This is a genomic window from Streptococcus sp. 27098_8_186 (assembly GCF_041432055.1).
GTDB lineage: Bacteria > Bacillota > Bacilli > Lactobacillales > Streptococcaceae > Streptococcus > Streptococcus dentalis.
Genome location: NZ_JAPVYV010000011.1, coordinates 1 through 14,786 on the forward strand (window position 1 = coordinate 1; position 14,786 = coordinate 14,786).

At 46.9% G+C, this 14,786-nt stretch carries 6 protein-coding genes and 1 pseudogene; 1 reads left to right on the top strand and 6 read right to left on the bottom strand.

Features of this window, described 5'->3' with window-relative positions:
- Positions 1–106: 106 nt before the first annotated feature.
- The 6 genes and pseudogenes from O3602_RS08970 to O3602_RS08995 form a co-directional block, all read right to left on the bottom strand.
- Positions 107–595, bottom strand: coding sequence for an ECF transporter S component (locus tag O3602_RS08970; protein ID WP_371611519.1), 489 nt, complete (start codon positions 593–595; stop codon positions 107–109).
- A 9-nt stretch (positions 596–604) separates the two neighbouring features.
- Positions 605–3,034, bottom strand: coding sequence for an ATP-dependent Clp protease ATP-binding subunit (locus O3602_RS08975; RefSeq protein WP_003002263.1), 2,430 nt, complete (start codon positions 3,032–3,034; stop codon positions 605–607).
- Positions 3,035–3,499, bottom strand: a complete 465-nt coding sequence (locus tag O3602_RS08980; RefSeq protein WP_003002068.1) for a CtsR family transcriptional regulator — start codon at positions 3,497–3,499, stop codon at positions 3,035–3,037.
- 472 nt (positions 3,500–3,971) lie between these two features.
- Positions 3,972–6,431 (bottom strand): annotated as a pseudogene (locus O3602_RS08985) (alpha-L-fucosidase); the annotation flags it as partial.
- 103 nt (positions 6,432–6,534) lie between these two features.
- Positions 6,535–13,347 carry an Ig-like domain-containing protein gene (locus O3602_RS08990; protein ID WP_371611520.1) on the bottom strand — a complete coding sequence of 2,271 codons (6,813 nt, stop codon included), beginning with the start codon at positions 13,345–13,347 and terminating at the stop codon, positions 6,535–6,537.
- A gap of 216 nt (positions 13,348–13,563) precedes the next feature.
- Positions 13,564–14,085, bottom strand: a complete 522-nt coding sequence (locus tag O3602_RS08995; protein ID WP_003001978.1) for a DNA starvation/stationary phase protection protein — start codon at positions 14,083–14,085, stop codon at positions 13,564–13,566.
- Between the two features lie 168 nt (positions 14,086–14,253).
- Here O3602_RS08995 and O3602_RS09000 point away from each other — a divergent pair, with 168 nt between their 5' ends.
- Entirely contained in the window at positions 14,254–14,724 is a 471-nt protein-coding gene (locus O3602_RS09000) for a small multi-drug export protein (RefSeq protein ID WP_003012690.1), read from the top strand.
- Positions 14,725–14,786: the final 62 nt, after the last annotated feature.

Here is a 14,786-nt window from a genome sequence, read left to right on the forward strand (position 1 = left end):
TTCGTTTTTCTTGGCAACTTCTGTGCTAGAAGCAGTTGTTTGATTGTTTGTACTATGAGACGGAGCGCAACTCGATAAAAGAAGAGCTGCAAGTAAGGTCATCAAGCTAGAAATGGTTTTTTTCAACATAAAATCTCCTAAAGATTTGATAGATAATGGGATAGAAAATGATCGTCGATAGAGCATGGGCAAGGTTAAAACTAAAACCATTGACCAAAGCATAGGTCCACCAAGGAATATGGTACATCAAGGCATAAACACTATCGATCAAGACCCCATAAGCAAAGGACAGTAGGCCCACAAAAAGGACCTGAAGGACAAAAGGCAACCACTTGTAACTGATGCGCCAAATGAGCATCAAACAGCCAAAGGCGACAATCTGAAAGAACACAATCAGGCTCATCCCCAGGAAAAAGGCGGAGACAGACATGGTGATCATCATCACAAGAAAAGCAAAGCTATACCCTTCAAACATCACCAATAGAAAAAAGATGGCCGAAATAGGTTGGACATTTGGAAAAGGGGCAAAAGCCTGACGTAGAGCGACACAAAGGGCCGCCAAAAGCGAAATACGGGTTAATCGCTGAAGCGTCATGACGTCCTCCTAGACAATCTCAAACTTGATCGTTCCAGCTGTCGTTCCAACCTTGATCGTTTGCCCTTCTTGGGCTTGCCCTTTCAGCAATAGCTCTGCTAGTTGATCTTCCACTTCGGTCTGCAAGACACGACGGAGTGGGCGAGCTCCCATTTCTGGATCGTACCCTTTGGTTGCTAGCAACTTGAGCGCTGAAGGCTGGAATTTGAGGGTCATGCCTTGTTCAGCCAAGGTCGCGATGAGCGGTTTGACCATGACTTTCACCACCTGCTGCATGTCCTCGCTTGAGAGACTATGGAAGACCACCTTTTCATCAATCCGGTTGATAAACTCTGGACGATAGGTCTTCTTCAACTCTTCAAACATGCGTTTTTCCATATTGGCTTGGTCAAAGCGAATATCTTTGGCACCAAAGCCAACGGTCTTATCATCCCGAAGGGCTGTTGCTCCCAGGTTTGAGGTCATGATGATAATGGTATTGGAGAAGTCAATCTTCCGGCCTTTGCTATCGGTTAAGACTCCGTCATCCAAGACTTGCAAAAGGACATTGAAAATATCTGGGTGGGCTTTTTCCACCTCATCAAATAAGAGAACTGAATATGGTTTGTTGCGGACTTTCTCGGTCAACTCGCCTCCTTCTTCGTAGCCCACATAGCCTGGAGGGGCTCCGTTGAGGCGACTGGCCGCGAATTTTTCCATGTACTCACTCATATCAAAACGGATGAGGGCCGATTCATCATCAAACAGAACCTCCGCCAAAGCTTTGGCTAGCTCTGTTTTTCCGACACCGGTAGGTCCTAGGAACATGAAAGAACCGATCGGACGTTTATTGCTACGGATACCTGATTGATTGCGTCGAATAGCCCGACTGATACTCGAAACGGCTTGGTCTTGACCAATCACGCGCTTGTGCAATTCTGTTTCTAAGTTTAAGTACTTCTTGGCATCGGTTTGAGTCAGTTTTTGAGTTGGAATACCAGATAATTGGCTCAAGGTCACCAAGACATCTTGGTCAGTGACTTCTTTTTTGTAGACAATGGGAGCGGCCTCTACTTCTAAGAGTTGGGCTGCTTTCTTCCACTTGCCATCCATCAAAGCCCGGTCTAAGGCGGTCAACTCTTCTTTTACGTGACCATTGGAATCTCGGTTTTGTACAGTAGCTGCCGCTTCATCCAAGAGATCAATGGCTGAATCTGGCAATTGACGGCTGGTCAAATAGCGGTGGGCATATTTGACAGCTGTTTCGATCGCTTCATCGGTAATGGTCACATGATGGTGGTCCTGGTAGGTTTCTTTCAAGCCTTGGAGAATTTGGATGCTATCTGCAACACTTGGCTCTTCAATGGTGACTTTCGCAAAACGCCGAGAAAGGGCTGCATCTTTTTCGATATGCTTTTGGTACTCATCTTGTGTCGTTGCTCCAACTGTACGCAAGGTTCCTCGTGCCAGGGCTGGTTTTAGAATATTGGCTGCGTCTAAGGTTGAATCAATACCGGATCCTGACCCCATAATGGTATGCAGTTCATCGATAAAGAGAATCACGTGACCGTCTTCTTCGATGTCCTGGATGATATTGTTCATCCGTTCTTCAAAGTCCCCACGGAAGCGCGTCCCTGCAACGACATTCATGAGATCCAATTCAAGAACACGCATTTGCGCGATTTCAGCTGGAACATTGCCACTAGCGACACGCTGGGCCAGACCTAATGCAAGGGCGGTTTTTCCGACCCCTGCCTCTCCCACCAATACAGGATTGTTCTTCGTCTTGCGGCTGAGGATTTGGATCATGCGTGAAATCTCTGCATCCCGACCAATCACAGGCTCAAGCTGGCCTGCACGCGCCATTTCCGTCAAATCACGGGTATAATCTTCAAGACCTCCACTGGTGCTTGGGGGCATGCCCATCATATTTCCCATGGTTTGACGGTTAGGATTTTGGGCCCGATAAAGGCTCCGAATGGCTTTGATATCATTCTTATCCCAGCCTGCCTTGTCCTCAAGATTCTTTCGAAGGGAGGCGATAGGAACTCCCTTGTCTTGCTCTGTAAAGGCAAATCCGGCAAATTCCATGACTTGGCTCGCCAAGGTCCCACGGTCTGCTAGAAGAGAGAGGAGCACATGCTCTGTTCCCAAGGTCTTGGCATGAAGAACCTGGGCAATCTCCCTTGCGTGCTTCATAATGGCTTCCATCCGATAAGAAAATGGGAAGATTTCATACCGATTGTCGCTTTGAAAAGCTTGGCCTGTAATATGCTCCGCTGCATCCTGAAACTCATCGATCTGCATAGGATAATCGTTAAGTACAGAACCTGCCACGCTATAGGGATTATTGGCCATAGCCGTCAAGAGATGCCAAGTATCTAAGGTGTTCCCCTGATAGTGCCCTGCTAGTATTTGGGCCGCTTCTATACTTTCTAACAGTGCTGTTGAATAGTTCATCTAGTCGGTATTTCCTTTTCTATCTACTTGTTGAATGATTTTTTTCAGCATCGTTGCTCGTAGGATGAGAGCATCTCGACCTAGGACCTCATCGGAGGTTGTCGCAAGCAAGAGCTGAGCCTCACGTTTTGTCAATAATTTTTCTTCATAGAGCATCTGGAGGATATCATTAAAGACCTGCTGGCTGATGGTCTCTCCAATATTGGCTGCCAGGTCTTGGAGCATCTGATGGTGATCTGAAAACTGGACCTTGCCAATGCGGATATAGCCACCCCCACCGCGCTTACTTTCTACAATATACCCTCGGCTTTCGGTAAAGCGGGTCTTAATGACATAGTTAATCTGACTGGGTACAACCTGAAAGACATCGGCTAACTCACTTCTTTTGAGCTCTGCCATGCCAGCTTGAGCCAGCAAGGCCTTGATATAAGCTTCAATGCTATCAGATGTGTTCTTATTTGCCATGATGCTCCTTTCTGACTTGTTTTTTTCTAGATGGATGCTCTGCTCTTTGGCCCATAAAAAATGGCCTTGGAGTGTTCCTTCTCATCATTGACCTTATTTGACTATTATACAATTTTTACGGCTGTAAATAAAGCAAAGACTCTATGGAAATAGGAATCTCTTAAGGAAAGGAGAAAAATAAGGGAGTAGGAAAGAACTCTTGAAATTGAAAACGGTTGAAAAAGTTCCCAAAACCTTTTCAATTTTCCCACCCCACATAACTTCAACAGCCTGAGAGACTGTTGAAGGTTGAGATTGAAGAAAATATTGTTTCTGCCACCATAGGTCGTCTTTGGAACTTGAAAGGTGTACATAAACTTAGGAAACTTGCTTCGCAAGCCCTATCTGCCACCTCAAAAGCGGTGCTTTGAGCACTCAATCATTGCGTCATACAGTTATTTCTATCAAACAGTGAAGGCTGGACAGTTTTTGTCCAGCCTTCAATATCATGCATTTTCGGTTCTTGGTCATCCACTGCTTTGCGATTTTTTGGCAGCTAGTCCTCGTTCATCACTTGGACTGTCAGATCTGGAATAAAACCGACCAGGCTTCCCTGATCTGGATGCAACAATTTGACCTTAAAGTCATAGACATCGTTCGCTTTTCCAACAAAATCAAGGGTTGGGACTTGGACTGTTTTTTCCGTTTCGCCATCTGCGAACTCAAGGGTGACGTTGGTATCTTTGTAGACCTTGCCATGAACCCCTGTTCCTGGTTCTGTGATCAATTTAAGACTGGCACTTCCTTTATAGCCACCTTTTCTCTTGACGACGACTTGCGCTGGGTCGCCTTTCTTAACAGCTAGGGTTGGCTGAGCAAACTCAAAGAGCCCCTTTTCTTGATTATTGAGGGCATAAATCCCTTCCATTGCGATCGCATCTCCCTTGCTATTGACCAAGGTCAAGGTGTGGGATCCTGTTGCCAAGTCCGGTGTTTCATAGACCTTTTGGCTGCGGTTGCGGCTCGAGCTTTGGGTATTGACCGTCGCTAGCTTTTGTCCATCGACATAGACATCCATTTCCCCATGACCAGGGTCGACGGTTGCGACCACATAGGCCTTGGTGCCCTCAAACTGATAGGTTACGGAAGCTCCCTTTTCCTTGGTCCACATAGAGGTGCCTCGAACGCCTTCTCCCTCTTCATTCCATTGGCCATTGGCCCGCTCAGCTGTCCGGTCAGAATAATAGGTCAAACCAAGCGGATAGCCATCGGTTTCTTCAATGCTAGCTGGCGTCTTATAGACAGAGACTCCGTTCAAGATTGGAGTAGCTTGGGCATCGGTGATGGACACCCGGATATAGCGACTATCAACCGGTTGCCCTTTGATCAAACGGCGGTATCCAACGGTTGAGCCAGCCCCATAAGGAACCCATTGGCCATTCACTGCCACATCAATGGTGAAAGCAGAAATCCGTTGGCCTTTCTCGATCGTTTCCTTGAGCTCTACCACATCAAAGTGTTGCTCTTTTCCAAGATCGAGGACAAAAGAACCGTTCTTGGCATCATCAGCGGGGGCCCACCTGGTCTTTTCATCGCCATCTGTCAAATGGCTGGCCTTGTAGAGCGGATTGCATCGTGTCGATTCAGCTTCGACCAAAGCTCCTGCCGCATAGTCCACACTGTAGAGTTGGTCCAAGGTCTGACGGAATTCTTTCAAACGGGCCACATCGGCATCCGCAAATTTCCCATCTTGATTGGGTGGAATATTGAGCAAAAGCGGGGTTCCACGGCCGACCGATTTGAAGTAAATGTTCATCAATTCGCGCAAGGACTTAGGCTCTTGATTGTCATGGTAGAACCAGCCGGAGCGAATAGAGACATCGGCTTCTCCCACTGAGTATTGCTTCCCTTCCGGATCCCCGTGATTGAGGTAGCTATTAGATGGATTGTTGCGGATCTTATCTGGATTGACCTTTTGCCAAACCGGATCTCCTGCAATCCCCTTTTCATTTCCAATCCAACGAACATTGGTGGGCTCAGCAGAGAAGATAGCAATATCCCCTTGGGCCTTGCGAATGGCTTCAAACCACTTGTCAAAGGTATAGGTGACCTTTTGAGCCCCATCGCCACGCGCTCCATCCATCCAGACTTCTACGAACTTACCCTTATTCCCATATTTTGGATCTTCAAGGATTTCCTTAAGCTGGTTGAGATAGTATTCGTTGTATTGGTCCTCTGTATCCACATGGTAGAGTGGGCTGTGAGCATCCCAAGGCGAGAGGTAGACCCCCATGTCCATGTCATACTTGCTGGCAGAAGCAGAAACCTCGGCTAGGACATCACCTTTTCCATCCTTCCAACCACTTTTGGCAATGGTATGGTCGGTGTATTTGGAAGGGTACAAGAGGAAGCCATCGTGGTGCTTGACAACCATGATAGTCCGTTTAAAGCCAGTATCCTTCAGGGTTTTGATCCACTGATCGGTATCAAGATGCTCTGGATAAAAATAATAAGGATCTTCTTGCCCATCTCCCCACTCACGATCGTAGTAAGTATTCATCCCAAAGTGGATGAAAGCCGCTAGTTCTTCGCGGTGGTATTGCATTTGGGCCTTGCTTGGAAGCGGTCCGTAATCCACAATCTCAGACTCCTCATCTAGAGAAGCGACTGGTTGGCTTGCTTCTGTCCCTTGGCCAACTGTGCGATTTTCTTTCTCACTAGTAGCTGGTGAGGGCTGTTCTGATTCTTCTTGGTGCTCGTTCATAGTTTTCTCCTCCTTTCCTTGATGATCGACATCGCTCGTTTCAACCCGTTCTTCACGTGGTTCACTATTCTCAGCTTATTCCTCTGCGTAACTGGTAGTGACACCTAAAAAACAAGTCGCTACGATTACCGAGCAGACGCCTACTGAGAGTTTACGAATGCCAATCTTATCAAATAATCTTTTTCCCATATTCTATTCCTTTATGTCACCAGGTAAAGAGGGTGGGGCTTCCCCATCCTCCTTCTTTTACCTGTGAACTTTTCACCGTTTTTTGCTAGTTTCTCTAGCTGTTTTACTTGGCCTTATTGGCTCTTTTTTTCTGATCGTCCAGCACAGCACTGGCAAGGCCCGCCGCTAGGATTCCAGCAACGAGGCTTGCGACACTTTCTTCCGTTCCCGTATTTGGTAATCTACCTTCGGAAACTGGAGCAGCTGAAACTGCTGGTGTTTGAGCTGTTTTCTCGACTTCCTTCCCTACTGCATCTGTCCCTTCCTGACGCACCGCTTTGACCTCAAGAGATGCTTGAGGAGTTGCGGTAGCTACTGGTCCTTCTGAGACATGAGGACGCTCTGGGTTCGGAAGCGGTTGTGGTTGTGGATCTGGCTGCGGTTGCGGTTGTGGCTCTGGTTGTGGAGTGTCTGGAAGTACTTCTTTCGTGCCCACCTCTGTGATTTCTGCCACTGGATCTAGCTCTACAAAGGCATCCAGTTCCTTCCGGCTTTCCACACCATTTTCTTGAGAAACTTCCACCAAGCGCAATTTGCGGCCTTTTTGACCTTCTTGAACCACACGTTTCTGACCTTTTGGAAGATCCGCATTTGGACGTTCTAAGCGTTCAAAGTCCATCTCTTCTGGCTCAATCACCAACTCTGGTTTGGTATGGACCAGATTCTTAACCCCTTCTTCAGGAATGGCTGAGCCTGTAGGTGCTTTTGCGGAGAGAGAAAGTTGATATACTTTTTCGAGCTTGCCATCTTCTGAGACAACCTTGACAAGAACCGGAGCATTGGCACTTTTAGCATCGATGACCGTAACGGCTGTTCCATTCTTGCCTTGTGCTGAAACGATTGGACGTTCTCCCTCATACTCTAGATGATAATCTGTCACATCTGGTTTAAAACCTTCTAGGTCTTTGCCATTCACTTGGATCGTAACGTCAGTTGTTGCCTGGGCCTCTTCTGTTGGAGCATAGGCGCTCAATTCAACGATTCCAATTCCTTTTAGATGTTCATCACGGACCATTCTTAAACGGATGGCTTTCGTTCTGGTTTCGTTGAAGCTGAGGTTAGAGATATAACCAGGCTCAAAGGCATAATCCAAGCTGTACGGGATTTCTTCCCAGTTAGAGGCCTGGTTAAATGGATGATCTGGAAGATTCTTCAGATTGCCATAATCATCCGGAACATCAAAGTCTGGACCAATGTAGCGTTCAAGAACCGTTTTCGTTGGCAGACCGGTTTCCTGATCTGCAAAGAAATCGACCGCTACTTTATTGACTAAGCGCTCTGTTACTTGACCATTTTTCTTGAAGATGAGACCAGCAAACACTTCTGTTTGATCCGGCTCTCTCTTCCAGTTGGTCCAACGGTAGTACTCGTTGTAGCCACCATCATTGATGTAATCGATATAGTCGATTTGATTTGGATCGAGATCGTTGGTTTCACTAGCAAATGCTCTGGTATCCTCTGCATTGTAGTCACGGTTCACAGAGAGGATTTCTCCTGTCTTTTCTGACACCCGGACGGTCAGCTGAGCTGTCAGATCATAGCCGAGGACTTTCCCTTCTAACGTGAAGCTGCCTTCATGAGAAAGTGCATCAGCTGGTAGAGGCTTCCAGTCCACCGTCAGTTCCTTGCGTTCATAACCTGCGTCCCCTTTAAAGTAGACACCTACTGTAGATGGTAGAACTAGATCTTGACCGACTTTTACAAAACGTCTGCCTGCTTCTACTGCTACTGGAGCAGCTTGTTTCAGTTTTTCTGCATCACTTGTGAGATGGAGGCGGTATTCTTGTAAGATAGTACCATCTTCTGCTTTATGGATGACACGGATTGGCTCACCTTCATGGACGCTTGGCACAACCGTTGCAAGACCGTTATGGCTAGCTGTCGCTTCCACTTGTGGATAAGCCCGATCACGCGCATCGATGTAGTAATCGGTCACACTTGGATTAACTCCTGGTAAAACCTCACCGTTGACACGAATGGTCACCTGGCTCTTTTCTTCTGCCGCAACCTTATTGGCAAAGATCTGAATCTCTGAAATAGAGCTTCCACGTTTGCCTTCTGGTGTCTTCATGCGGATCCGAACGGCATAGGTGTCGACTTTATCAAAACTGAAATGATTCATCTTGCCAGCTGCTACCGGTTCTTCAACGGTTAGGTTGCTGACTTCTTTCCAGTTGGCTGGATTGTTAAATGGATGGTCTGTTTCGTCTTTGACGCGATTTGGATTGCTTGGAACAGTTGGGATTTGTTCCCCTGTATAGTACTCAATCACATACTCACTTGGAGCCCCAACGCCGTGGTCTTCATGGAAACCAACATGGAGGTTGTCCACTGCTCGCTTGGTCAAGATACCAGAATCTCCAAACAAGATACCAACAGAATCTTCCGCATTGTCACGGCCCCAGTTGGTCCAACGGTTAGCTGGAGCATCGGTAAAGGAGATGACCTTATCATTGACCTTAGCAACTGGATCCGCATCGTTAGAGTCACTTGCAAAGGCGAGTGGCAAGACTGATCCTGTCCATTGCTCTGCTACATTGGCTCCCTTGACTGTGGTGCTAGAAACACGAATATGAAGACGGGTTGGAAGGTTGGTTCCTTCTACACGACCGGCTAGGACAACTTCTCCTTCTTGGGCCAAGAGTTGCGGATCGACCGCATCCCAGGCCACCTTGGCAGCATAGGTCTTGCCATTGGAGTGATAAGTCCGCACGCTTTCTGGAAGGGCTGGTTTTTCACCAACTGGCGTTGTCGTGCTGACTTCTTCTACAGCGATAATGCCTTCAACCGTTACTTGAGCTTGGGCTTCTTTTTCCACACCCTCTACATGACCTGTGACTGTAAAGCTATGATAATCCTTGACTTGATCTGCGGTTACGGCATCCCAGGTCACACGTTTTTCTTTCGGGAATCCCTTATCATACTCGACCAAGACGGTCTCTGGAAGAGCTGGCAAAACGTTTCGATCGGTGCTGATCCGTACAGGACGCACCTTGACAACTGTCTTTTCTTCTGGATTTGGCGTGATGGTAAAGGTTAATTCCCCTGTTTGTCCTTGGAAGCTAGCTTGTAAATGAATCAATCCTGCTTCCCGTAGTTCCAAACCTTTCTTGCTTGCGACCGCTTTTCCTTGACTACCAGCTCTTGTCTTCACATCGATTTGATCTGCTTTGAAACTTGCCTGGCTACCATCTTGGTAATGGGCAATGACTTCAAGTGGTACCGTTTGGTCTTCCTTGAGTTCCTGTCCTTCTGGCAGACGCAATTCTAGGCGCTGGATCTGTGGACTTTCTTCTTGGAATTGGACCACATAGGTCTGGACAGCTCCCGTATCCTGAGCAGCCACAAAGATTTGAGCCTTCAAACCATTTTCGCGGCTAGCTTGTAGGACCGTCACTTGGGCATTTTCTGCACTTGCTGTGACTTGACCAGGCTCTTGCCCATAAGCCAGCGGACGGAAAATAGTATGATTGCCACTACCAAATTTTGGAAGGGCTACCCCATCTAGCTGCACAGTTGGTTTCTTAGCCTTGCTGACTGTTCCACCTGCAACCACTAGCGTCGCTTGGACGGCTTCCCCATTGCCTAGGAGACCTGTCGCCTTCAAGCGAGCACCTGGTGTGGACAACTGATCTTCTTGACCAGCTTCCAAGGTCCATTGATCAACTTCATAGCTAACTGTTCGGCCATCTGTGAAGACCAATTGCACAGTCTTATCCACTGTCGCTAGATCTGCTCCCTGTGGGATTTGTTTGATAACTGGAAGGACTTGCTCCACACCGATCACATCGACCAGAGCTTCGACCGTCCGTCCTTGAACATGACCTGTCACCCGGACTTGGCCAGCACGACTATAGTCTGCTGCATCCCATTCAACGGCTTCTTCTTGGGCCTTGCCATCACTATAAACAACAGATACGTGACTTGGAAGTTCAGGATTTTGTCCCAAGTACACTTGAGTTCGAACCGGTTCGACTCCCAAGACAGAGCGTTCTTCCTGGTCCTTCTTACCAGTAAAGAGGCTGACTTGGTCTGACTGCAAGCGGTCTGAGTCTGCATACAGGGTAAAGGCACCTGCTTGCTCCGTTGATTTGACAATGACAACCCCTTTGCCGTTAAAGGCCCGACGTTGCCATGAGCCATCTTCCTGCGCTTTGTAGCGTTCCCGGCTGGCTTGTTCCCCATTATCGACACCGACAATTTGACCTTGTCCATGCAGATGGAAATGCACCAAGTTATTGGCAGTTGGGACCACACGACCTTCTTCATCGACGATTTCATAGGTAATATAGGTCAGATCCTTGCCGTCTGCTGCAATGGCGTGTTCTTCTTTCAACAGACGAACACCGGCTGGCTTCCCAGCTGTTTTAATCTGATCGCGGGCAATCACTTCTCCTGCTTCGTTGCGGGCAATAGCTTCCACCTTGCCTGGTACATAAGGGACTAACCACTCTAGATAGAGTTCATCCGGATTTGCCCCTTCTTGGTAGGTCCGGCCATCTGCTGTGGTCTTCTTAGTAAAGGTCTTGACTCCTTGTGATTTCCCATTGACAATCAATTCCACACTGCGGGCATTGGAGAAGGCACGAACAGGGATCCGTCCTTCTTCATCCATGACACGATTGGCTAATTCTGGATTGTCCCAGTTCCAATGTGGTAAGAGATGCACCATTGGATGTTTCTCAGCCGATACCCATTGACTTTGGTAAAGGTAAAAATCATTCTTTAGAAGGCCGGCAGTATCTACAATACCGAAATAAGAACTTTTCACAGGTGTATCATTTTGGTTGTGCCATGGGGTTGGCTCACCGATATAGTCCGTACCGGTCCAGATAAATTGTCCTGCATAGCCGGCATGATCACGGTCAAAGGTCCAAGAGGCGGTTGCTGTCCGACCCCAACCAACCCGGTCATTGCCGTAGTCTGATTGTTCATAATGGCGGTCTTCTTGGTTGCTGCCGACCCATTCTCTTTCAGGATGATAGTATGAGCCCCGTGTCCGCGTTGCAGAAGAGGTTTCTGATCCATAAATGAGCCAGTTTGGATGTTTGGCCCGTAAGCTTTCATAGTTGGCTTCTGAATAGTTAAATCCAACCGCATCGAGCTCTGCTGCTACCTTTTCATGGCCTCCTGATCCATCACCAAAGCGGAATTTATCAGCTCCCATAGTGACATAGCGGGTTGCATCCACGTCTTTGATGGTCTTGACCAACCGACGAACAGTTGCGACAGATTTGTCTGATCCATCTGCTTCACCGACTTCGTTACCGATTGACCACATGACAATAGCTGGATTGTTCTTGCCCCGCTCTACCATGGTCCGTAGATCGTAATCTGACCAAGTATCCCCCTTACGAGCTTCTGGGTGAGTGGCATCTTTTTCAAAGAAACGACCGTAATCGTATTGTTTCTTGCCACCATACCAGGTATCAAAAGCTTCTTCTTGGACCATCAAGCCCAACTCAGCTGCAATTTTTAAGGTTTGTTCACTGGCTGGGTTGTGGGTCGTCCGGATCGCATTGACTCCCATGTCCTTCATCTGTTTGAGACGACGGTATTCAGCCTTGTAATTTTCCTCAGCTCCAAGAGCCCCGTGGTCATGGTGAAGGGATACCCCGTGGAATTTCGTCGCCACCCCATTCAGGAAGAAGCCACCTTCTGGCGTCCAGTTCAGATAGCGATAACCAAAGCGTTCCTTTTGCACATCGACCAACTGCGAATCCCGATAAACACGCGTATACAAGGTATAGAGAGCTGGATGATCCGTTTTCACATCCCAGAGGGTTGGTTTTTCAACATGGAGGGTTTGAGATAGGTTGATTTCTTGACCTGCTAGAACAGCTTGTGCTTCACTGCGTGTTTTTTCGCTCACCACTTGGCCATTTTGATCGACAATTTCATATTCCACATAAATACTATGGGCTTGATCATCCTGGTTGACAATGCGACTCTTCACCACTGTATCCACTGCCCCATCTTGCTGTTTCTCCAACTGAGGGGTCGTAATCGTAGTCCCATACTGCGCTAAATGAACCTTGTCCATCACAATCAGCTTAACATCCCGGTAAATCCCGCTACCAGAATACCAACGGCTACTTGGTTGTTGATTGACCACATGAACGGCGATGGTATTCTCGCTTCCATCCGCATTCAAATAAGGAGTAATATCATAAGAAAAGGCATTGTAGCCATTTGGATAATGACCGACGAATTGTCCGTTTACATAGACTTTGGAATCCATGTAAACCCCGCCAAATTCCAAGCGGACCTTCTTATCTAGATCTTTATCGTCCAAACGGAAGGTCTTTCGATACCAAGCATCCCCTCCGTTTAATTGCCCCCCTTCATTTTGAGCAGGAGAGTTGTGATCGAAATCAAAGAAAATAGACCAGTCATGAGGAAGATCTAATTTTTTCCAATCCTTGACATCCACTTGACGCCCTTCTGCACCAGGAGCCGCATTTAATTTAAAATACCAATCTTTATTAAAATCACGTTCTCGATCTTGCACAATATCCTCCGCTACACGATTTTGATCTGGAGCAGCTGTTGCTTCCGTTCCTGTACCACGCTCAGATGAAACTGAAACGGGCTGGCCTTCGTCTTGAGGCGCTGGCTTTTCCTCAGCTCTGGTAGGGGTGATGACAGCTGGAGCTTCTGAAACCCTTGCAACAGCTTCAGGAACTTTCGTTTCTGAGTTTCCCGTCACAACACCTGGTGCCTCCATTGAAGTCGGCTCACTTTCGAGGGCTGGCTTTTCTTCCGCATGGACCCTTGAAAGACCCAAGGCAGAAATCCCAATCACAACAGAACAAGCTCCAACTGAGAGCTTACGAATACTAAAAACAGGACGCTTTTCAAAAAAAGACTTTCCCATAAAAACCTCCTCTTAGGATTAACCATTCAATTTGTAAGCGCTTTCTTATACCTGCGAACGCTTACAGAAAATCACATATTAACTATACCAAAAAAATAGGAGCGATAGGCCTCGATTTCGCTCCAACTATAGTTAGATTAAGAACTCCTTTAATTAGTGGAAATCTCCTACGAAGCAAAAAAATAGAAGCCAACGGCTTCTATTTTTTTTATGATCTTATAATCCTGGTTCTTGACCAAGTTCAGCAGCCACCATCCAAATGTTCTTTTCAAGTTCTGCTTTAGCCCCAACAAAGATATCGTTGGTTACATCGTCGCCTTCAGCGTCAGTAACATCCAAAGCTTTTTGGTAAAGGCCGTCAAGGTAATGGAAGATTTCAAGAACACGAGTCAAGCTTTCTTCTACATTTTTTGTAAATGTTCCACGGCGTTCTTCAATATTGCTGTGTTCCAAAAATTCAGTCATGCTAGAATATGGCGCACCACCAAGAGTGATCAAGCGTTCGCTCACTTCATCCAAGGTTGCATCCAAGCTGTCCATGTATTCGTCCATTTTTGGATGCCAGACCATAAAGCCACGTCCACGCATGTACCAGTGTACTTGGTGAAGAGCAATGTGAGCCACGTAGAGATCTGCTACCACTTGGTTCAAGAGGGCTTTTGTTTCTGGAAGAGTTTCTTTATTAGAAGGCGCAAAAGTTGCTACATCAGTAGCTGCTTCATGTTTCATAGTTGTCATGTTATTTCTCCTTTTTATAATGATTCTAATTAACTATGTCTTTATTATATGCTTCCTCCATCAGAAAGTCAAGATAAAAGATTTAAAAAGATCATTCCAAAGCTGGAATTGTTGCCAATTAGAAGAAGATACGATAGAATAAAGAAGACTAATCGAAAGGCATTACCAATGAAATATATATTTACCTTCCTGATCTCTATGGTTCCTCTCGTTGAGTTGCGTGGAGCCATCCCTTTTGCCATTGCAAATGGCATTCCCTTATGGACAGCACTCCTGATCGGAGTGATCGGAAATCTTCTCCCCGTCCCTCTGATCTTCTTTTTCGCCCGCCATATTCTCACCTGGGGCGCAAAAAAACCAGTCATCGGAGGTTTTTTTAGCTGGTGTCTAAATAAGGGGCATAGAGGCGGACAAAAATTAGAGAAAGCTGCGGGAGATAAAGGTATTTTCTGGGCCTTGTTGCTTTTCGTTGGAATTCCTCTTCCCGGAACTGGAGCCTGGACTGGTGCCCTTGCTGCTTCCATCCTTGACTGGGACTTCAAACGCAGTAGTCTTGCTGTCATGCTAGGGGTAATCCTAGCCGGCCTCATCATGGGAACCCTTTCCCTACTTTTAGGAATCGATACCTTCGCACATTAACCAAAAGACTGAAGCAACGGCTTCAGTTTTTACTTACAAAAAAGAAGTTTCCGTTCCTCTAA